The sequence below is a fragment of the Amycolatopsis sp. NPDC003861 genome (assembly GCF_053605405.1).
In genome coordinates, this window is the sequence record NZ_JBSGJD010000075.1 from 15,178 (window position 1) to 37,136 (window position 21,959).

A 21,959-nucleotide genomic window follows, 5' to 3' on the forward strand; every position below is an offset into this window, starting at 1 on the left:
CTCCTTCGGTTGTCTCACTCGAGGTGTTCGGCGAGCCGGGTGACGTGCGGCGAGCGCAGCATCGAGAAGTGATCACCCGGGATGCGGACTACGGCAACGGAAGTACCTCCCAACTTCTCTTCGGCTTCGGCGGCCAGCGCGGCCGCGCGGCCGGGTCCGAGACCGACGCCGGTGGCGGTCTCGGGCACGGCGACGACGATCGGGCAGCCGAGCTCGCCGACGACCTGCGGCGAGCGGGCGATCTCGCAGTTGACCCGGTAGCTCTCCCAGGCCTCGGCCCGGCTGTCCCCGGACAGGCGGCCCGCGCCGCCGCCCAGCTCCAGCAGGCGCGTGAATTCCGCTTCACCGGCGGGTTCGACGGCGGCTTCGGCGGCCGCGGCGACGGGCTCGCCGTCGACGGCCACGAACCGCCGCAGGGTCCGCCCCCGGCGCTTGAGCTCGACGGCCAGCGAGCAGGCGACCATCACCCCGAACGAGTGACCGGCGAGGGTGATCTCGCCCTCCGGCTGCACCGACTCGACCCGATCGGCCAGGTCGCCGGCCACCGCCACGACGTCGGTCCGGCCCGCCGCCCCCGCCTCGCGGGTCGGCGAAGACAGCGTGACCAGCCCGCCCGGCGTCGTCAGCGCGCTCTCCAGGTCGGGCGCGCCGTCGAGCCGCCCGAAGATGCCGGAAACGTAGAACACCGGGTCCGTGGCCACCGGTTCGGTGGCCGCCGGGGCGACCCGCGGCCGGACGGCGTCCGCGGCCGCGGCCAGGGTCGGCGCGTCGGACAGGTCGTTCAGCGGCACCCGGACCCCGCTCCGGCGCTCGATGAGCGCGCGGACCTCGATCAGGGTCAGGGAGTCGACGCCGTTGTCGGCCAGCGACCGGTCCGCGGCCAGCTCGCCGGGCGCCACCCCGAGCACGGACGCCACCGCCGCGGTGACGAGCTCGCCGTCGGGCGCGGTTTCACCGGCCGGGGCCGCGCTCGTGCTTTCCGGCGCGTCCGGAGTGGCCGCCGGGCGGGGCAGGGCGGGCAGCAAGGCGGTGTGGAACGGGTGCCGGCGCAGGACGGGCGCGCTCAGGTCGGCCGCGATGCCGGGCTCCCCGGTCCGGCAGGCCCGGTCGAGCTCGGGCAGCAGGACGGCCGCGGGCAACGGGTTCTCCCCCGCCCGGCGCAAGGCCGTGTTCAGCCCGCGCCGGGCGGTGACGCCGACGCCGTCCCACGGCCCCCACTGCACCGCCACTACGTCCGGGGCCGCGGCGAGGCCGTCCAGGTAGGCGCAGGCCATGCCGTGCGCGGCCTGGCCGGCGTTGCCGAGCAGGACGCTGGTGGAGCTGAACAGCACGAACCGGGCGGCGGTGCCGGCGAAGGCGGTTCGGAGGTGGTGGCTCCCGCGGACCTTGGGCCGCAGCACGGCTTCGAGGTCTTCGGCGCCGACGGTGTCGATCGTGCCGTCGCGCAGCACCGCGGCGAGGTTGAGCACCAGCGGCTTCGCCGAGTCCGCCAGCACCCGCTCGGCCACCGCGCGGACGTCGGCCGCGTCGCCGACGTCGGCCGGCACGTAACGGACCTGGACACCGGTGTCCGCGAGCCGGGCGGCGAACCGTTCGGTGCCGGAGTCGAGGACCGACCGGCCGGCCAGCCACACCCGGCCGGTGCCGTGGTTCGTGACGAACCATTCGGTGACGGCGTGGGCGAGGTCGCTCGCGCCGCCGAACACCACCAGCGCGTCGTGGTCGAGGGGCTCGCCGTCCGGCGCGGGACCGGCGGGTTCGACCGCGGGCAGCAGCAGCGTGCCGTCGCAGATCCGTGCGGTGACGTGTGCGCCGCGGTGCGTCAGCAGGGTCTTCACCTGCCGGACGGTCTCGGCGGCCGGGCCGTGCCCGTCGACGGCCAAGGCGAGGGTCCGGACCCGGCGGTCTTCCGAGGCCGCGACCCGGGCCAGTGCCGCGGCCATCGCCCCGGCCGGCCCCGCGGCGGCCCCGTCCGGGGTGCCGAACACGAGGGTGTCCAGCCGCGGCAGCTCCTCGGCCCGCCGGACCGCCCGCAGCAGCGCGGCGGCGAACCACCCGGCCGTGTCCGCGTCCGGCTCGGCCGGCTCGAACCGCAGCACGGCCGTGCGTGCCGACGCGGGCAGCAGGTCCCCGACGTCCGCGCCGGTCGCGACGTCGACGACGACCGGCTCGTCCCGGTCCGCCGGGCGCGGGTTGGCGCAGACGAACAGCCCTTCGTCAGCGACGGTGTCCCCGGCGGGCAGCCCGCCGCACGCCCGGAGCACGTCGACCCGGCCGAACCGGCTGTCCAGCAGGGCCCGCCAGTGTTCCTCGGGCAGGAGCGGGTGGTCCGCCCGGACGTCGTCGTCGAAGGACCACCAGCTGTCGAGCAGCCCGAAGGTCAGGTCCACCCAGGCCAGCGCCTTGAGGTCTTCGACCAGCAGGACCATCCCGTGCGGCGCGAGGCGCCCGGCGAGCCGGTCCAGCGTGGCGCCGACGTCCCGGGTGGCGTGCACGACGTCCACCGCGACCACGACGTCGAAGTCGTCGTCGAGCGCGCCGACCGACTCGTCCGAGTCGAGGTCGGCGAGCGCCGTGCGGAAGCCGGGGTGCGCCCCGAACCGCTCGGCGGCGAGCCGGTTCAGCCCCTCGCTGAGGTCGGTGAAGGTGTAGTCCGCGGCCGCCCCGAGGTCGCCGAGCGCGGCGAGGACGCCCTCGGTGGTGGCGCCGGTGCCGCCACCGACCTCGAGGACCTTCAGCGGCCGGGTGGCGTGCGCGGCCGCCGCGGACGCGACCACCCCGGCCAGCGCGGAGTTGAGCCGGTTGAGCAGGAACGAGCTCTGGTAGTAGGACCGCAGCCGGGCCGCGCCGGAGCCGCCGAAGAGGATGCTTTCGCCGTCGAGGGAACCGTCGAAGAACCCCGGCAGCTGGCCGGCGCAGTTGCCGACGATGGCCCACTCGGCGTCCAGCGCGCCCTCCGGCGGCACTTCCGTGACGGCCGGGCGCGGGCGGTCGAGCAGGTTCGCGAAGGCCCGCAGGCGCCGGATGCCGGCCGGCGTGGTCCCGGTCGCTCCGGCCAGGTACTCGCGGGCGCCCGCCGAGTCGAGGACGCGCACGGCGTGGTCTTCCAGCTGCCGGATCCGCCGCTGGTACCGCGTGACTTCGTCGTCCGGTGCGGACAGGGCGGCGTGCGCCTCCTCGAGCGCCGCGGCCACCGGGCCGGGCAGGTCGGCGCCGACCGGGACGTGCGGCCGCCACCGGAGCCGGTGGGCCACCTCGCCGCCGCGGCGATCGCCCTGGAACCGGACGCCGGCGAGCTCGGCGACCACACCCCCGGTCTCGCCGGACAGGGTGCCGGAAACGGTGGCCGGCCCGTCGGGACCGACGGCGATCAGGTCGGCCGGGGCCGCGACCGCCCGCAGCCGGGCCCACGCCACGTGCGCGGGCATCCGGACGTCCGGTCCGGCCGTGGCCGCCAGGACGTCCGCGAGCTGCAGCACGCCGTCGACCGCGGCCACCTCGTCGGTGCCGATGCCGAGGCGGGTGCGGTCCCCGCGGGCTTCTTCCGGCCGCCAGTGCGCCCGCGCCGCCGCGGGGCCGGCGGTGATCCGGGCGAGGCCGCGGAAGCCGGTGCCGTAGTGCAGTCCCTGGTCTTCGAACCGCCGGTAGAGCCGGTCGGCGTCGACCGGGTCGGCGGCGCCGTCCGGGGTCTCGACCTCGCGGACCTCGTCGGTGAGCAGGGCCGCGGCGTTGCGGGTCCACGCCTGCCCGGGCCGCCGGGTCCACAGGACGCACTCGGCGGGCGAGCCGGACCCGACCGAGATCCGGGCCTCCACGACGTCGGTCTCGGTTTCGAAGGCGATGGGCCGCTCGAAGGAGACGTCGGCCAGCAGGACGTCGGTGCCGTCCGGGCGCACCGCGCGCCCGATCCGGGCGAAGAGGCGGAGAATGCCGGCGGCCGGGACGAGCCACCGGTCGCCGACGCGGTGGCCGCCGATCCAGTCCTCATCGGACGGAGCCAGGGTGAACGGCACGTCCGGGGCGAGCACGTCGCCGAGCGGCCCGCGCCGCGGCACCGGGCCGAGCGGCCGGATTTCGGTGCGGTCGAAGGGGTAGGCGGGCAGCGGGAGCAGGCCCCCGCCGGTCACCCGGTTGAGCGCGGCCCAATCGGGCCCGCGGCCGGCGCGGTAGGCCGCCGCGGCGACCTTGCCGACGTAGCCGGGGACGGACTTCTTGAGGTCGCAGACCAGTTCCGGGGCCGGCACCGCGCCGTCGGTCGCCGCGGCGCGCACCAGGCGCGAGAGCGTGGCGGAAAAACCGAGCTCGACCACGATCGCGGGGTGCGGCGAGCGGCCGAGCACCTGCTCGGCGGCGGCGAGGAAGTCCACCGGCGAGGTCAGCTGGGTCGTCCAGTACCGCAGGCCGTCCGGTTCGCGGGTGGGGCCGTAGGCCGCGTTCGAGCCGACGAACGCCACCGCGGCGGGGTGGGCCGGGACGGGCGCGCCGCGCTCCAGCTCGCCGGCCGCCCCGGCCAGCAGCCGGCTGTGGAACGGCTTGCCGACGGGCAGCGGGGTCAGGTGGATGCCCGCCGCGGACGCGGTCCGCCGCAGGTCGTCGAGCCGGGGCCGGGGGCCGGCCAGCACGACCTGCGCCGGGCCGTTGACCGCCGCGACGTCGAGGTCGAGGTCCGCGGCCAGCGCCCGGGCCCGGTCGTGCGAGCAGCGCGCCTGGGCCATGAACCCGGCCGGGGCGGCGTCCATCAGGGTGCAGCGGGCGGCCACCAGCGTGAGCGCGTCCGGTTCGGCCAGCAGGCCCGCGCACACGGCGGCGGTGATCTCCCCCAGGCTGTGCCCGGTGACGACGTCGGGGGCGCAGCCGAACGACCGCAGCAGGTCGGCCAGCGCGAGCTGGAACGAGAACTGCAGGACCTGCTCGCGGATCGTGCACGGGTCGCCGCACGCGGCCCCGTCGGTGTCCACCGGCCGCGCCGGGTCGCCGGTGCGCCGTCCGACGTGCCGCTCGAACGCTTCGGGCCCGAGCCGGTCCGCGAACTCCGCGAGCAGGGCCGGGAACCGCTCGCCGAAGACCGGCCACCGGACCAGCTCGGCCACCGCGTCCCAGGAGAACCCGCTGCCCTGCCCGGGGAACGCCCAGACGGTCTCGCCGCGCACGGCGGCGGTCGGGAACTCGCGGAACGGCGGCGCGCCGGCACCGTGCACGAGCACGCCCCGGTGCTCGCCGAAGTGCTCGCGGCCGTGGGTGAGGGTGCGCACGACGCTCGCCGCGGGCAGCTGGGCCGCGTCGTGGCCGAGCCGCTCGCCCAGCCGCGTCGCCAGTGCGCCGAGGGAGTCCCGGCTCCGGCCGCTGACCGGCAGGTAGAGCGGGGCGTCGCGGTCGCCCAGCGTCCCGGCGTCTTCGCTCACCCGCGGGGCCGCCGGCGAGCGGAGCAGGACGTGGCAGTTCGCGCCGCCCATGCCGAACGAGCTGACGCCGCCGCGGACGGGCCGGTCGTCGGGCAGCTTGCGGCTGTCGCCGGTCACCGTGAACCGGCCGGTCCCGGTCAGGCCCGGGTGCAGGGCGGAGAAGCCGTACGTCCCGGGGTAGAGCCGGTACCGGACGGCCAGGCAGGCCTTGACGAACCCGGCGATCCCGGCGGCTTCGTCGAGGTGGCCGACGTTGCCCTTGACCGAGCCGACCAGGCACGGCGTGGCCTCGTCCGGGGCCTGCAGGCGGGACGCGAGCAGCCCGTCCCACTCGATGACGTCGCCGATCGCGGTTCCGGTGCCGTGCGCTTCCACGAAGTCGACCACGGGGTCCGAAGCGCCGACGGCGGCGTCGATCAGCCGGGTCTGCGACGCCGGGTTCGGTGCGCTGAAGCCGGCCTTCGCGGCCCCGTCGTGGTTGACGGCGCTGCCGACGACCTCGGCGTAGACCGTGTTGCCGCCGGTCCGCGCGTCGCGGGCGCGCTTGAGGACGACGACCCCGGCGCCGTTGCCGAAGACGGTCCCGTCGGCCTCGCGGTCGAACGGGCGGCACACGCCGTGGCGGCTGCGGACCGAGCCTTCGACGTACTCGTAGCCCTCCGGCTGCGGGTAGATGATCGACACGCCGCCGGCGAGCGCGAGGTCGCATTCGCCGGCCAGCAGGGCCCGGCGGGCGGTGTGCACGGCGGTGAGCGCGGTGGCGCAGGCGGCCTGCACGACGACGCTGGGGCCGGTCAGGCCGAGCCGGAAGGACACGGTCGAGGTGAGGTAGTTCCGGTCGGTGCCGAGCCGTTCGGCGAGCGTGTTGTGCTCCAGGAACGGGGTGTCGTCGTCGGCCAGCCGCCGCGGCTCGACCTCGTTGAGCAGGTAGGTGCTCAGCCCGGCGCCCGCGAACACGCCGACGTTCTTGCCCGGCAGGCCGGCCACTTCGCCGGCGTCTTCCAGCGCGGTCCAGCACAGCTCGAGGAACACCCGCACCTGCGGGTCCATCCGCCGGGCTTCGGCCGGGCTGATCCCGAAGAACGCGTGGTCGAACGCGTCGACGTCGGCCAGGTGGCCCTGGGCGCGGACGAATGTGCCGCCGTCGCCGGGAGCCGTCACCGCGGAGGTCCCGTCGAGCAGGGTGCGCCAGAAGGATTCGACGTCCGGGGCGCCGGGGAACCGGCCGGCCAGGCCGACGACGGCCACCTCGTCCGGCTCGCGGGCGGCGGCCGGCTCGGGCCGCACGTCGGCGGGCCGGGAGGCCGGCTGCGCCAGGGCCCGTTGCAGGTCCCCGATCACCGGGTGGCGGAAGAAGTCGGCGACGGACAGGCTGGGGTGGTCCCGGCCGAGCCGGGCCGCCAGGGTCATCAGGCTGATCGAGTCGAGTCCGGCGTCGAGGAACCGGGAGTGCTCGTCGACGGCCGGGTTGCCGGTGAGGTCGCGGACGGCGGCGAGCACGGCCGACCCCGCCGCGCCCGGGTCGGCGGCGGGCGCACCGGACGTCCGCCGCGCGCCGGCCTCCTCCGCCAGCTTCGTGATCGCCTGCAGGTCGGGTTTGTGGTTGGCCAGCCGCGGGAGCGCGGGCACGAACCGGAGCTCGAACTCGTAGCCGTCGCCGAGGCGTTCGGCGACCCGGTCGCGGATCGCGGCCGGCTCGGGCTCGGCGGCGGAGTCCTGCCGGGTCGCCACGACGACGATCTCGGTGCCGCCGGCCGGGGTCGGGTGGTGCACGGCGACGGCATCGGCCACGCCGGGCGCCGCGGCGGTCTCGGCCTCCAGGGCCTGCAGGTTGACGCGGAAGCCGCGGCGCTTGATGACCCGGCTATCCCGGCCGAGGATGTGCAGCCTGCCGTCGCGGTCGGTGTAGCCGACGTCTCCGGTGACGACCGCGTCGGTGCCGCGGCGGACGACCACCGCGCCGCTGAGGGTCGGCGGCAGTTCGACGTCGTCCCCGCCGACCACCCGGACGTCGACGCCGTCGATCGGGAAGCCCGCCGCCGGGCGGTCCGGCCAGCCGGACGGCGGTCCCCCGAGCTGGTGGCTGGTGACGTCCTGGGTCTCGGACATGCCGTACTGGTTGACCAGCCGCGCCGAGGTGCGACCGAACCACTCGCGGATTTCGGGGGTGATCCGGAGCCCGCCGCCGGCGACGAGGACCTCCTTGAGCGCCGGGGTCGCCACGGCCGGTTCCACCAGCGCCGACTCGGCCACCGGCCGCAGCAGCACGGTCGGCAGGTACACCTTCTCGATGTCCGCCGCGGCCAGGAACTCCAGCAGCTTCCGGGGATCGTCGCGGACTTCCTTGCCGGCCGCCACGAGGGTGCCGCCGCCGCACAGCGTCGCGTAGATGACGTGGTAGGCGATGTCGAACGACAGCTTGGAGAACTGGAGCATCCGCCGCGGCGAGGGGAACGTCCGCAGGTGCCAGGCGACCAGTGCGGAGAGGTCCGCGCGGGCGAACGGGATCGGCTTGGGCTGTCCAGTCGAGCCGGACGTCAGCGTGATGTAGAGCGGCCGCTCCGGACCGGCGGCCGGGCCGCGGGCCCCGGTGACGATCCGGTACGTCCCGAAGCTTCCTTCGAACGATTCCTCCGGCCCGGTGCCGCGCACCGGGGAGCCGGGCAGCCGGACGACCGCGCCGATCCCCGCCACCCCGGCCAGCGCGCGCCGGGTGGCCGCCGGGCCCCGGTCGAGCCGCAGCACGGTGGCCCCGGCCAGGTTCACCCCGAGCACGCAGGCGATCTCGGCGGGGTGCTTGCGGCCCACCACCGCGACGACGCGGTGCTCCGGCGGCAGCGTCCGGCCGAGGACGTCCGCGAGCGCCGTGGCTTCCGCCCACAGCTGCCCGTAGGACGCCGTGCCGGTGCCGGGAGCGTCGACGGCCACCGCGTCCGGCTGGGCCTCGACCACGGCGGACAGCCGCTCGAGCACGTCGAGCTCCGCCTGCGGCGCTCCCTGGCGGCCGTCGTCGCGGTGGTCCGTGTCCCCCTGCAGCCTCGCGCCCAGGTGGCCGAGCACCTCCGGACCGACCACAGTGGACTCCAGCTGCACGCGCAGCCGGCCGTCGCCGTCGCGCCAGTGGTTGAGCACCAGGGCGTACGGCGTTCTGCTGACGGCGGGCTCCGCCACCGACTCGACGAGCTGCCCGCGGTGGCCGAACAGGGTCCGGGGCACGAGCAGGACGTCGAAGGGGTGGGCGGGGTCGGCCGCGGCGCGGAACCCGTCGTCGGCCATGACGTGCTGGAACGGCACCTGCGCCAGGGCACGGGCCCGGTCGTACTCCCGCTCCGCCCACCGCGGGTCGTCGTCGTCCGCCGGCAGGACGGCGATCCCCGGGTTGCCGAAGTAGCCGAACTGCCCGGCCTGCTCCGGCGTGCCGCCGTCGAACGGGATCGCGACGAGCAGCTGCTCCCCCGGGACGAGGTGGGCGGTCGCCGCCCGCAGGCGCCGCAGGAGGTGGACTTCGTCGGGTGCACCGTCCGGCCCCGGGTCCAGGACCCCGCTCCAGCGGTGGCCGCCAGGGCCGGGCTCGACGACCCGCCGCCGCAGGTCCCCCGGGGCGGTGAGCGCCGCGGCGAGCCGGGCCACCTCCGCGCCGGCGTCCTCCGGCAGCGGCGGTTCGGTGACCAGCCGGCCGAGCTCCGGCCCGGCCGCGGCCGGCGGCCGGTCGTCGAGCCCGGCGAGGAACAGCTCCAGCGAGCGGTCGCCGTCGCACACCAGGTGGTGGAACCGGCAGCACAGGTACGTCGCTTCCGGCGTCACGACCAGGCCGGCCGACCACGGCAGTTCCCGGCCCAGATCCCACGGCTGCTCGGCGAAATCGGCGTAGAGGGCGCGCAGCCGAGCCGGGTTCGCGGCCCGCACGGTGGGCCGCACCGCGGCGAGGACGGCCTCCCGCGGCGGCAGCGACCGCCACACCGGCTCACCCGCTGCCGCGTCGACGACCGCCGACAGCAGCGGGTTCCCGGCGACGACGTCGAGGAGCCGGCGCTGCAGCTCCTCGACCCCGATCGGGGCGCTGAGCCGGGCGGCGCAGGCGATCGTCAGATCGGTGCGCCGGACGTCCATCGCCTGCATGAACCACATGCGGAGCTGGGACCGGGTGAGAGCGGTTTCCCTGTTCACGGTGCCCACTTTCGTCGTTCGTGCGCCTGCCTCGGTGTGGTCGGAAGTCTTGCCGGACCGCCGTCGCCACGGCGTCACAGCACGCACGGCGGAGTCCTACTGGTCCTTTGTGGACGGTCAGTACGCGGCGATCCCGAACGGGGGCAGCTGGCCGCCGTTCTCCGGGAGGACCACGTCGAACGCCTTGTGCTCCTCGAGGAACTTCAGCGTGCCGTCGGCGTTCACCTGGAACACCTGCAGCAGCCCGAAGTGGGAGTTGAGCTGGTACAGCCACCGGCTGTCGTGACTGAGCGCGATGTCCAGCGTGCCGTCCTTGGGGCCCTTGTCGGTGGCCTGCGGGTGCAGCAGCGTCAGCGCCCCGGTGTCTTCGACGCGGTAGCTCGAGAGCGAGCCGCCGCCCAGCGCGTTCGAGGTGAACGCCAGCTTCCCGTCGTTGGTCGGGACGATCCAGCACGTGTCGGTGCCGCTGTTGGGCACGGCCTTGCTGATCGCCTTCAGGGTTCCGTTGCCCAGCATGGTGTAGCTGCTCGCGGTGCCCTTGCCCTTGTCGGTGTGGTTCTGCTCGCTGAACAGGACCGTGCCGTCCTTGGTGAACGCGAAGCCGAACGGGCCGGCGCCGGAGGTGTTCTGCACGGACTTGGCCCCCAGCGTCCCGTCGGGGTTGACGGCGAAGGTGTCGATGGCCCCGTTCTCGGCCGGCTGCGTGGGCAGTGTCGCGACGCGCTCGGACACGACCAGCTGCGAACCGTCCGGGGTGAACGAGACCTGCGCGCAGCCGGAGCGGCCGCCGCCGCTGAGCGGGCGGGTGGACGAGGGGATCGGGGTGAGCCTGCCCTCGACGTCGATCCGGAAGCCCGAGACCGACGGCTGGTCGCCGTGCGTGCAGTTGTCCAGGAACTGGTCGGGGAACCGGAGCACGAACCGGTCGTCGAGCTCACCGCTGTTGAGCGCGTAGAGCAGGCCGTGGTTCACCGTGAGGCTCACCGGCTTGGTCCCGCCGGAGGGCACGTTCGACACCAGCTGGAGGCCGTCGGCGGCGACCCGGAACACGCTGATCGAGTCGCTGCCCGCGTTGGCCACGTACAGCAGCTGCGCGCTGTCGAGGTTGTGCTGCGGGGAGGTCTCCCCCGCCGTGGTGCCGAGCACGATGCCGTGCGCGGAGTCCTCGAAGCTGCCGCTGCCGACGCCGCCGGTCTTGTACCGGCCGACCTCGTGCACCCGCCCGTCCTCGCTGCGCGAGAAGGCGATGACCTCGTTGGCCGTCGGATCGTTCGTCTGCACGAACACCGCGCCGCGGCGCAGGTCGAAGGGGCCACCGCCACCGGCGGCGGGGTTGCCCGCCCCGGCGAGGGAGTCCCCGGCGTCGCCGGCGGCCGTGCCGTTCTGGGCGGCCAGCGGGACCGGCAGCCCGTCCGCGCCGTCCGAGTCGTCGTTGACGACCCAGCCGACGACGAACCCGGCGGCGATCGCGATCACCGCGACCAGCGCCCCGACCACGATCGCCGGGCCGCGGCGCCGTCGCCGCGGCGGCGGGGCGGGCGGCGCGAAGCCGAGGTCCGGCCGCGGGGCGGCGCCGGGTGGCCCGGTCGGCGGCTGGGCGGGGAAGCCCTGGGTGCGGGGGCCGCGGTCGAAGCCGTGGCTTCCTCCGGCGTTGGTCGTGTTGTCCATCGTCACTCCTTTGCTGGACCGGCGGTTCCGGCCGCCTCCCCGGCCGGCGAACCGCTCAGTAGTGCGAGAATTCGGCTTGGTCGAAGGAATGCCGCTCGTCACCACGCAGCGGCGGGTTGAAGACGCTCACCAGCTCCATGTCGCCTTCGGTGCAGGCGATGAGGAAGTGCTCGTCGTGGTCGTCGAGGGCGTAGATGACGCCGGGCGCCAGGTCGAAGGTGGTGCCGTCGGCGGTGACCACCTGGCCCCGCCCGGAGATGCAGTAGCAGGCCTCCAGGTGCCTGCGGTACTGCAGCGGCGATTTCGAACCGGCTTTGACCAGCGTGTGGGCCAGGGTGAACCCCATGTTGTCGTGCTGGGTGAGAAACCGGTAGCTGAGCCCGTTCCCCCAGTCGACGCAGGTCACTTCCGCCTTGGAACGCACGATCATGACAGGGTTCCTTCCTTCGAGGTGGCCACGGCCCGCCGCTTCCCGTTCGCGGTCCGGCCGATGCGGTGTTCGACGATCTCGACGTCGCTCGGGACGGCGGTGGCCGGCAGCTTCGCGCGGCAGTACACGCGCAGCTGCAGCCCGGTGAGCCGGGTCCGCGGCCGCAGCCGCACCGACGCGCTGATCCGGTGGCCCTCGGCGGGGTCGGCGGTCGCGGTGACGAGCGCGTCGACCACGTCGGTGTGGCGGAGGATGACCGCCTCGACCTGCTGCAGGTTCGTCCGGACGCCGCGCACCTTCACCTGGTCGTCGCCGCGGCCGCGCGGGAACAGCCGGCCCCGCTCGTCGCGCTCGACGACGTCGCCGGTGCGGAACGGGCTTCCGATCGGCACGATCCCGCCCCGCCGCCGGTCCAGGTAGCCCCGGGCCTGGAACGGCGTCGACACCAGCAGTTCGCCCCGCCCCGCGCCGGGCACGGTTTCGCCGTCGTCACCGGCGATGGCCGCCCGCACCCCGGCGATCGGGTCACCGAGGGGCACGGCGCCGAGCGCGAGGGCCTCCCCGGCGTCCACCTCGGCCAGGAAGCTGTCGTTGGTTTCCGTGCAGCCGTAGAGGTTCCACACCCGCGCCCGCGGGAACAGCGCCGGCAACGCGGCGGCGAGACGGGGCGGCAGGACGTCGCCGGTGGAGATCGCGTGCCGCACGCCGGGCAGCGGCCGGGCCGCCGATTCGGTCAGCATCCGCAGGTGCATCGGCGACAGCTGCACGACGTCGGCGCGCCCGCACGCCTCCGCCAGGCGGGCGCCGTCGGTGGCGGCTTCGGGTGCGGCCAGCTCGGCCCGTGCCCCGGCCGCCAGCGCGGCCCAGACGTCCAGCAGGGACAGGTCGAAGTTCAGCGGCACGCAGCTGAGCGTCGCGGCGCCCGGGCCGATCCCGAACCGGGCCGAGGCCCAGCCGAAGAACCGGTCGAGCCCCGCGGTGTCGAGCACCACCGTCCGGGCCGGCCCGGTCGTGCCGGAGGTGGTCAGGAGCAGGCCGGGTGGCGCGGCGGGCCGCACGTCCGCCCGGGCCAGCCGGACGAACTCCCCGTCCCCCGCGAGGACGGCCGAGCACCCCGCCTGGCCGCACAGGTCGACGAGCGCGTCCGACCCGAGTTCGGCGGGCGGCAGCAGGACCTGCTTGCCCCCGGCCAGACAGGCCAGCACGAGGGCGACGGTCTCCGGCGACCGGCGCGGGGCCACGCAGACGGGTCCGGCGGTCCGCGCGACGGCGGGGCCGAACTCGGCGGCCAGGCGCCCCAGGGCCGCGTAGGAGACGACCCGGTCACCGGCGGACAGAGCGGGCGCCTCCGGCGTGTGGCGGGCCCACGCGGAGAAGCGGGCGAGGAAGGACGACGACGGCATGGCGGGCTCCTTCGGAGTCGGGGATCAGCAGTGCCGGTGCGAGAAGTAGTGGAGCTGCCGCATCCCGGCGGCGACGGTCGAGCCGGGTTCGAGCACGGCGCCGGCCCCCGGTTCCAGCCGGCGCCAGGTGGCACTCCCCCGCGGCAGCACGAAGGTCCCGTTGGCCGACTGCAGATCGGTGACGACGACCTGCCAGCCCCGCAGCGCGATCCGGGCGTGCCGCCGCGAGACGAGCGGATCGGCCAGCGTGACCGGATCGGCCTCCCCCGCGGCCACGGCCTCGTCGAACTCGGGCATCCGGCCGAGCACGAGGTCCCGCACCAGCGGGACGGTGGTGCCGTCGTCGAGCACGAGCACCCCCAGCTGCGGCCGCGGCCCGACATCGGGCGAGCGAGGAGCCTGCGCCATCGAGATCCCGCACACCGAGCAGTAGGAGACGGCGGGATCGTTGAAGTGATCACGAGCGCACCGCACACCGGACACGGTCGCGACGCCGCCGGAGCGACTGTCCGTTGTGGACTCGATGGTGATGGCTTGCGCGGTATTGGTCGGTTGCGCCGGGATCGGGACGGGAGCCGCGGCCTGCGCCGGCACCGGAGCTGGCGCGGGCGCCGGAGCTGTCGACTGCCCCACTACGGCAGCCGGAGCCGCGGCTGGGACCTGCGCCGACACCGGAGCCGGTCCGGCCGCCGGAACCGAAGCCGGGCCTGTCGCCTGCTCCGCTACCGCGGCCGGAACCAGAGCCGGGGCCGTCGCCTGCTCCGCCACCGAAGCCGGGGCCGCGGCCGGGACCTGCGCCGGCGTCGGAGCTGGCGCGGGCACCGGAGCCGGAGCCGTTGCCTGCCCCGCCACCGGAGCCGAGGCCGCGGCCGGGTCCTGCGCCGGAGCTGGTGCGGGCGCCGGAGCCGGCTCGGTCGGATCCGGAGCCGGAGCCGGGGCCGGGTCCTGCGCCGAAGCCGGCTCGGCCGGCACCGAAGCGGGCTCGGCCGGAGCCGGGGCCGGCGCGGGTGTGTCGTCCACCGTGCCCAGATCCGTGCCGCCCAGGACCGCGCGTACGGCGTCCACCCGATCCGTGATCACCCGGTCCAGGACCGTTGCCGCGTCGCGGCCGTCGAGGTGGACGTGCCGGCCGTTGACCGTCACGATCAGCTCGGCCCCTCCGTGCACGACCGCCGCCATGCCGTTGCCGGTCGGGCCGAAGGCGCAGAGGGCCGGGAAGTCTTCGGCGTCCGCGTCGATCAGTCCCGCCACCCGGCGGCTCAGCTGCCGCGCGTCGGCCTCGTCCGCCGCGATCGCGGCGACCGCGTCGAGCAGCGCGCCGATGCGGTGCTGCCGGCCGGGCACCGCTTCGCAGACGAGGGTCAGGTCACCGTAGCGGGCCAGGACTGCGTTGCCCCGCAACGGGTGCAGCCCGTCCGGGGCCGTTGCGGCCGCCTGCGGTGCGTTGTCCAGAACCGTGCTCATACCAGTCTCCCGCCGTGAAACCTCCATCGGATGAACGGCACCCGCATCGGCCCGTTCGCGAACAGCCACACCGCCAGCCAGACGACCCCGAAGTGGATCAGGAACGCGCCCCACGGCACCGGGCCCGGCAGCCAGGGCAACCGCCCCCGGCCGGCCAGGACCCACACGAGGATTCCCTCCGGCACGGCGGTGAGCAGGCCGAAGAGGGTGGGCCAGTCCTTCTCCCACCGCCACTGCATGAGCAGGTGGTAGACGAACTCCCAGCCGACCCCCAGCACGGTGACGGCGCCCAGCACCACGAAGGTGGCCTGGTACCGCTGCGCCACCGGGGCGTCGATCGGCAGGATCGGCGCGAGCAGCGCGGTCAGCGCACCACCGAGGAAGATCAGCAGGAACAGCCGGGTCTGGATCCGGCCGAGCAGTGTCGGCACCACGTCGTCGTCCTCTCCACGTACGGTCAGATCCGGCGTCCGGTGGCCCACTTCAGCCACCGGGCGATGGAGCTGACCGGTCCCATGTGGTCGCAGTAGCCGCGCCGGGCGATGTCGTCGATGACGTCCTGCGCGGCGAGCTGGAGCCCGAGGAAGGTGTCCACCCCGGGGAAGTAGCCGCCGTACGCGGCCGCGCCGGTCGCGTAGAGCCGTCCTTCGCCGTTGTCCGCTCCGCGCACGTCGAAGGCTTCGCCGACGTCGAGCCGGCCGAGCACGTTGCGTCCGACGCCGGGCTGGCGCAGCAGGTCGCCCAGGACGCGGTGCTCGCTGATGTCGCCGTTGAGGCCGGTGCAGTCGATCACGTAGTCGACGGCGACGTTCGCCAGGCCCTCGGGGCGGCCGATGGTGGCCACCATGCCCGGCCCGTCGAGCCGCAGGTCGGCGATCCGCCCGGAGACCGGCTGGTACCAGCCCTCTTCCCGGGCAGTCCGCTGCCCCTCGCGCCAATGCCGCCGCGACGGCGTCGTCGTCCCGCCGATCTGCTCGTAGATCCGGACCCGGTCGGCGCCCTCCAGCCCGTGCATCCGGGCGCGCAACTGGCCGCCCCACGCGGACTTCGGGTAGTTGAAGCCCTGGAACGCCCAGCCGTCGCGACCGGGCCGCCGCGCCCACGGGTGCGGCCCGTGGTGGCCGGCGTAGAAGGTGCGGAACAGGTGCACGATCCGGGTTTCCGCGCCACCGGCGAGCCGGTCGGTGATCAACCGGTGCAGGACGGCCGAGGCAACGACCCCGCCGCCGCGCACCAGCACGGTGCCGGGCCGGTGGCGCAGGGCCTGGTACACGTGCTCGTGGTCCTCGTAGCCGTTGACCACGTGGTGGAAGTCGTTCATCCGTTCGCGGAACGCCTGCATGTCGGGCAGGAACCGCAGGCCCGGGTAGCCGACGGCCAGGTGCACGTCCCGCGAGCGGAAGGCGACGTGCCCCGGTGCCGGGCTCCCGTCGGCGGCGGCCGGGGACAGCAGGCTGAAGTAGCCGCCACCGGCGCGGCGGCGGACCACCTGCACCTCGCCGCGCACCAGCATCTCGCCGTACCGGATCCGGTCGGCCTCCCGCGCGATGCCGTCGAGCACCGTGCCGAGCACCGGGGTGTAGAAGTCGGCGAAGTCCGGCTCCAGGAACACCTGCGTCAACGGCTTGAGGCTGCGGGTCCGCCACGCTTCCTGCAGCGCGTAGGACGGGAAGCCCCACAGGTTGTCCGGCCGCGACGCCGAGTCCGACCGGATCCGGCGGGCCCGCGGCAGCTGCGAAACGCGGGTCAGGTACTCGTAGGTCTCCCACGGGTGGGCGAGGTTCGACAGGACGCGGATGTCCTGCGCCGGCACGTCGCCGGCGATCCGCAGGTAGTCGACGGTGACGAAGGAGCCCATTCCCCCGCCGACGCTGACGAAGGGGGCGTCCTGCACCGGGATGCCCGCGCCGGCCACCATTTCGTCGGTCCACATGGCACTCTGGTCCAGCAGGGGCGGGACGGCCCGTGCGGTCGGCAGCTGCGGCGCAGCCACGGCATCGGTCGTGTCAGTCACTTTCACTCACCGGCTCACTGTTCTCGTCGCTCCGGGGAACATTCACTCGCAAGGGTGACGGCGACGCCGTCGGCGCACCGTTCTCCGAGCGTCACACGTCGAGGTCGGCGGCCGGTTCGTCGAGCAGCTGGCCGATGCTGGAAGCGGGTTCGACGCCCAGTTCGTCGCGGAAGATCCGCTGGTAGTCGGCGAAGTAGGAAAGCGCTTCCTGCTGGTTTCCCTGCACCAGGCAGGCCCGGATGAGCGTCTGGTGTGCACTGTCGCGCAGGGAATCCGCCTGCACCAGCGCCAACGCCGTGCAGACGGCCGCGCCGGGCAGGCCCTCGCCGGCCAGGCGGCGGGACAGGGTTTCCAGCGCGGCCAGCCGGAGCTGGTGGTACCGGGTCTGGTACTCCAGCAGCCATTCGTCGTCGAGGTCGGGCAGGAGGTCGTGGTGGAAGCCGGCGTCGAGGGCTTCGGTGCGCACCGCCGCGGGCAGCGGGCCTTCGGTGGCGAGGATCCGGTTGGCCAGCGCGGTCGTCTCGTCCAGGTCGATGCGCAGCCCGCCGGCGAGCCGCAGGTACGAGCCGCACACGACGATCAGGCCCGGACAGGTTCGTTCCAGCCGGTAGATGACGGTGCGTAGATTGGCGTGGGCGCGCGCGGTGGTGGCGTCGGGCCACAGCAGGTGCGCGATCTGCCGCCGCGCGACCGAGCCGGAGTGGCAGACGAGGACGGCGACGAGCCGCTGCCCGGTCGTGCTCACGTCGACCAGTTCTCCGCGCAGCACGAGCCGGAACCCGCCGAGCAGGCTGAGTTCGCCCACCGGAGTGGCCTCTTCGGACGTCCCGATCGGACGCTCGGGTGCGGACGGCCAGACCTGCGCGTCCGGGCGGAAGAGAGCGGACCGGGTGGTGGTGACGTCGACGAGCATGGGATGTCCCCCAAACGCGGGTCGGAGATGGTTTCGTGGAGTACCGAGACGCCACGCCGCGGGACCGTTACATGATCACGGAATTCTCACGATCCGTACACGGATCACCGGGAATTCCGTTGCAACGAGGGGGAAAGACGAAGGATTGTCACGAAAAGTAGTCGTTTGAGAAAGCGTCGGACGGGGTATTCCGTCACTTCGGCTCCGTGCCCCGGGCCGGGACTGTCCTATTCGGCCGGTTCCGGCTGGCCGGTCACACCCACGCGAACCGCTGTCGGACCGTCCGCACACCGATGCCCGGCCGGTTCGTCACCGAACCGGCCGGGCACCTGCGGGTCAGACCAGCGACGCCGTCAACCCGCCGTCGAGGACGTAGTGGCTGCCGGTGATCCAGCTCGCCCGGTCCGAGGCCAGGAACGCCGTCACCTCCGCGATGTCCTGCGGGGTGCCCAGCCGGCCCTGCTTGGCCGCGACGAGGTCGCCGAACGGGACCTGCGTGGCCGCCTCGAAGTCCGGGACCAGGCGTTCGACCATGGCCGTGTCCGCGAAGCCCGGGCAGACCGCGTTGACCCGCACCCCCGTCGGGCGCATCTCCACCGCCGCCACGCGGGTCAGCTGGATCACCGCCGCCTTCGTCGCGCAGTAGGACCCGAGCAGCGGGCTGCCGCCGATCCCGGCGATCGAGGCGATGTTGACGATGTTGCCCTTGGACTCCACCAGGTGCGGGGCCGCCGCCTTCATCGTCACGAACGTGCCGCGGACGTTGACCGCGAAGATCCGGTCGAAGCTCTCCGTCGGCTGCTGCAGCAGCGGGGACGACACCTCGATGCCCGCGTTGTTGACCAGGACGTCCAAGCCGCCGAGGAGGTCGACCGCCTGCTGGATCGCCGACTGGACCTGGGTTTCGTCGGTGACGTCGCAGTTGGCGACCCCCGCGGCGCCGATCTCGCCGGCCGCCTGCTTGGCCGCGAGGGAGTCGAGATCGCTCACGACGACCCGGGCCCCGCGTTCGGTGAACAGCGCCGCGATCGCCTTGCCGATACCGGCACCGGAGCCGGTGACGAAGACGCGCTTTCCCTCGAGTTCGGACATGCTGATCCCTTTCACATCGCGTCGATCTTGGGGAGGATTTCTTCCTTGAGGCGCTTCAGGTCGTCGAGCGTCTTCGCCACCGGGACGTCCTGGAAGGGCGGCCACAGGAAGGGCATCGTCAGCCCGGCTTCCCGGTAGCGCTTGAGCCGGTCGGTGATCTGCGCCTGCGAGCCCACGAGCAGGTTGGTGCCCTTGCCCAGCGGGCTCTGGTCCATGTCCTGGTCGGTGATGACGAACCAGATCATGCTGGCGATCTCGAGGTCGTCGACCGACCGCGGGGTGTCGAGGGCCTCGAGCTCGCGCTGGATCTCGGTGCGCCACCTCGTGATGTCCTCGGGCGAGTCCTGGATGCCGATCCAGCCGGCGAGCCCGTACTTCGCGATGCGCGCGGCCGACCGCTTCGCGTCCTTGAGGCCGCTGAAGAAGATCGGCGGGTGCGGTTTCTGCACCGGCTTGGCGCCGAACCCGCTGCGCTGGAAGTCGGCGAACTCGCCGTGGTACTCGAACAGGTCGTTGGTCCAGATGCCCTGCATGATCTCCAGGGTTTCCCGGACGTGCTTGTGCCGCTTCGGGAAGAGGTGCGACGCGCTCGCGGCGGCGAACTCCTCGGGCATCCAGCCGGAGCCGACGGCGACGTTGAGCCGGCCGCCGCAGAGGTGGTCGATGGTCGCCAGTTCCGCGGCGAGGACGCCGGGCGAGCGGTAGGGCGTGTCGATGATGCTCATCCCGATCCGCACCTTCGACGTCTTCGCCGCGAGCCACGGGATGAGCGGCATGCCCTGGAGGAATTCGCCGCGCGAGCTGACCGGCAGGCCCTTGGGGAAGCCCTCGATCATGCCGAACGCGTACTGCATCTCCTGGGTGTCCGACGTCTCCGGGACGATGATCCGGTCGAGCGTCCAGACGGAGTCGAAGTCGAGGTCCTCGGCCAGCGCGGTGAGGTCCTCGAGCTCCCGCACGGTCACCTTGTCCCGGAAGTTCGGCAGGTAGAGCGCGAGTTTCATGTGTTCTCCTTCAGCGGGTGGCGAGGGTGGTGCGGATGTCGGCCTTGAGCACCTTGCCGACGGTCGAGCGGGGCAGGTCCGGCCAGACTTCGACCTGCTTCGGGGCCTTGACGCTGCCGATGCGGTCCTTGACGAACGCGATCAGCTCCCCGGTGTCCAGTTCGGCACCGGGTCTCAGCTGGACGACGGCGGTGACGCGCTCGCCCCACTTGTCGTCGGGCAGGCCGACCACGGCGCAGTCGCGGACCGCGTCGTGGGCCAGCACCGCCTGCTCGACCTCGGCGGAATAGACGTTGAACCCACCGGTGATGACCATGTCCTTGGCCCGGTCGACGATGTGGAGGAAGCCTTCGCCGTCGAGGAACCCGATGTCGCCGGTGTGGTGCCAGCCGTGGGCCGACGCCGCCGCCGTGGCTTCCGGGTCGCGGTAGTAGCCGGCCATCACCAGCGAGCCGCGCACGCAGATTTCACCGCGTTCCCCCGGCGGGACCGGGTTTCCGTCGCCGTCGAGGATCGCCACGGTGACCAGTGGCGACGGCCGCCCGGCCGAGGACAACCGTCCGGTGTGGACGGTGCCGTCCGGCCGCCGGTGCTCGGCCGGGGCCATCGTCGAGATCATCATCGGGGCCTCGGACTGGCCGAACAGCTGCGCCATCGGCCCGATCCGGTCGAGCGCTTCGGTGAGCCGGGCCGTCGACATCGGGGCCGCGCCGTACCAGAAGCACTGCAGCGACGAGAGGTCCGTGCGGTCGAGGGCTTCGTGACCGAGCACCAGGTAGATCAGCGTCGGCGGCAGGAACGTGTGCGTGACGCGGTGGTGTCCGATCAGCTCCAGGAACCGGCCGACGTCGGGCTTCGGCATGATCACGACCTCGCCGCCGCGCGCCAGGACCGGGAAGCACAGGACGCCGGCCGCGTGCGTCAGCGGGGCCAGGGCCAGGTAGACCGGACGGCCCTCGAAGGGGTAGCTCATCAGCGTGATCGCCGACATCACCTCGAGGTTGCGGTCGGTGAGCATGACACCTTTGGGACGTCCGGTGGTGCCGCCGGTCCCCACCAGGGCGACGACGTCGCCGGGCGGGTCGGCCACCGCGGGCGGGTCGTCTTCCGCCCGGCCGAGCCAGTCGTCGAAGCCGGGCGCGAAGGCGTCGCCGTCGCCGAGGCGGACGAGCGTGGTCAGCTTCGGCAGCTGCGGGGCGATCCGGCGGACCAGGTCTTCGAAGGCGGGCTGGAAGACCAGGGTGGCGCAGTCGAACAGGTCCAGGAGCTCGGCGTTCTCGCCGGCGGCGTTGCGCGGGTTGATCGGACACCACACCGCGCCGGCCCGGGAGATGCCGAAGACGCAGGTGAACGCGGTGGGGTCGTTGGCCGAGAGGATGCCGACCTTGTCCCCGGGGGCGACGCCGGAGCGCCGCAACGCGCGGGCGACCGCTTCGGCGAGCTCGACGACCTCGCCGTAGGACCGGGTGACCCCGTCGAGGGTCAAGCAGGGCGCCCCGGGGTCCAGGGAGGCGCCTTTCTCCAGGTAGAAGAACAGAGACATCGTCGTCCCTCCCGACATCGCCGGCGGCTGGTGAAGACCATGACCGCCATTTGGACGAATGTCAAGATTTTCTTGGACGATTGGTCAGAAAACGGCCGGATGGTATCTTCGCCCCTGTGACCAGCGCAGCCGCCGTGAGGCGCCGGACCCCAGCCGACAAGTTCGAGGACCGCCGCCGGGAGCTGGCCGACGCGGCGCTCCTGGCCCTGGCCGACCTCGGCTACGCCCGCACCAGCCTGCGCACGATCGCGGAGCACACGAAGTTCTCCCACGGGCTGCTGCACTACTACTTCGCCGACAAGGTCGAGCTGATCACCTACTGCGTCCGCCGCTACAAGGCGGCGTGCGTCCAGCGTTACGAGGGCGGCGTCGGCGAGGCGGCCACGGCGGCCGAGCTGGCGGCGGCGTGCGCGGACGGCCTCGCCACGGCGCTCGGCGAGGCGCCCCTGATGCACCGCATGTGGTACGACCTGCGCACGCAGTCGTTGTTCGAGCCGGCCTTCCGCGAGGACGTCGCCGAAATCGACGACAGCCTGCGGGACATGATCTGGCGCAACGTGACCGCGTACGCCGGCCTGGCGGACGCCGAGCCGACGTGCTCGGCGGCGGACGCGTACGCGCTGTTCGACGGGCTGTTCCAGCAGGCCCTGCTGCGCCACCTGGCCGACGAGGAGACCGCGCTCGACGACCTGCGGCGCGGGGTGCGGGAGCTGTTCCCCCGCCTGGTCGGCTGACGCCTGCGGGCCGCCGTGCCCGGCACGGCGGCCCGCCCCCGGGGGAGGGGGTGTGGCACAGCGGGGGCGGGCGATCGGAAGAGGGGGGTGGGGGGGAAGAGTGTTGGGGTATGGGGGGGGGTGTC

12 protein-coding genes are annotated in these 21,959 nt (G+C 73.9%); 1 reads left to right on the forward strand and 11 read right to left on the reverse strand.

The features are described from left to right. Positions 1–14: 14 nt before the first annotated feature. From ACWEVN_RS20185 to ACWEVN_RS20235, 11 genes are all read right to left on the reverse strand, one after another. On the reverse strand, positions 15–9,569 hold the full coding sequence (locus ACWEVN_RS20185; protein ID WP_452052268.1) for a beta-ketoacyl synthase N-terminal-like domain-containing protein: 9,555 nt from the start codon (positions 9,567–9,569) through the stop codon (positions 15–17). A gap of 117 nt (positions 9,570–9,686) precedes the next feature. After that, a complete protein-coding gene (locus ACWEVN_RS20190) occupies positions 9,687–11,237 on the reverse strand; it encodes a lactonase family protein (RefSeq protein ID WP_452052269.1) in 1,551 nt (516 codons plus the stop codon). A 55-nt stretch (positions 11,238–11,292) separates the two neighbouring features. Then, positions 11,293–11,667 carry an ectoine synthase gene (locus ACWEVN_RS20195; RefSeq protein WP_449685778.1) on the reverse strand — a complete coding sequence of 125 codons (375 nt, stop codon included), beginning with the start codon at positions 11,665–11,667 and terminating at the stop codon, positions 11,293–11,295. Continuing rightward, complete coding sequence (locus tag ACWEVN_RS20200; protein ID WP_452052270.1) at positions 11,664–13,070, reverse strand: AMP-binding protein; 1,407 nt, start codon at positions 13,068–13,070, stop codon at positions 11,664–11,666. Before ACWEVN_RS20200 ends, ACWEVN_RS20195 begins: the two co-directional genes overlap by 4 nt. 24 nt (positions 13,071–13,094) lie before the next feature. Beyond that, positions 13,095–14,534, reverse strand: coding sequence for an FHA domain-containing protein (locus tag ACWEVN_RS20205; protein ID WP_452052271.1), 1,440 nt, complete (start codon positions 14,532–14,534; stop codon positions 13,095–13,097). After that, positions 14,531–14,968, reverse strand: coding sequence for a hypothetical protein (locus ACWEVN_RS20210; protein WP_310970039.1), 438 nt, complete (start codon positions 14,966–14,968; stop codon positions 14,531–14,533). The genes ACWEVN_RS20205 and ACWEVN_RS20210 overlap by 4 nt, the downstream gene beginning before the upstream one ends. A 23-nt stretch (positions 14,969–14,991) precedes the next feature. After that, complete coding sequence (locus tag ACWEVN_RS20215; protein WP_452052272.1) at positions 14,992–16,548, reverse strand: hypothetical protein; 1,557 nt, start codon at positions 16,546–16,548, stop codon at positions 14,992–14,994. A 91-nt stretch (positions 16,549–16,639) separates the two neighbouring features. Further along, positions 16,640–17,461, reverse strand: coding sequence for an AfsR/SARP family transcriptional regulator (locus tag ACWEVN_RS20220; protein ID WP_449685782.1), 822 nt, complete (start codon positions 17,459–17,461; stop codon positions 16,640–16,642). A 336-nt stretch (positions 17,462–17,797) separates the two neighbouring features. Further along, positions 17,798–18,553, reverse strand: coding sequence for an SDR family NAD(P)-dependent oxidoreductase (locus ACWEVN_RS20225; RefSeq protein ID WP_449685783.1), 756 nt, complete (start codon positions 18,551–18,553; stop codon positions 17,798–17,800). Between the two features lie 11 nt (positions 18,554–18,564). Next, positions 18,565–19,557: an LLM class flavin-dependent oxidoreductase gene (locus ACWEVN_RS20230; protein WP_449685784.1), complete on the reverse strand. Its 993-nt coding sequence runs from the start codon at positions 19,555–19,557 to the stop codon at positions 18,565–18,567. Between the two features lie 10 nt (positions 19,558–19,567). Next, positions 19,568–21,100, reverse strand: a complete 1,533-nt coding sequence (locus ACWEVN_RS20235) for an acyl-CoA synthetase (RefSeq protein ID WP_452052273.1) — start codon at positions 21,098–21,100, stop codon at positions 19,568–19,570. Positions 21,101–21,216: 116 nt separating this feature from the next. On the opposite strand from ACWEVN_RS20235, the gene ACWEVN_RS20240 reads away from it, so the two are divergent. Beyond that, complete coding sequence (locus ACWEVN_RS20240; RefSeq protein WP_449685786.1) at positions 21,217–21,834, forward strand: TetR family transcriptional regulator; 618 nt, start codon at positions 21,217–21,219, stop codon at positions 21,832–21,834. Positions 21,835–21,959 lie beyond the last annotated feature (125 nt).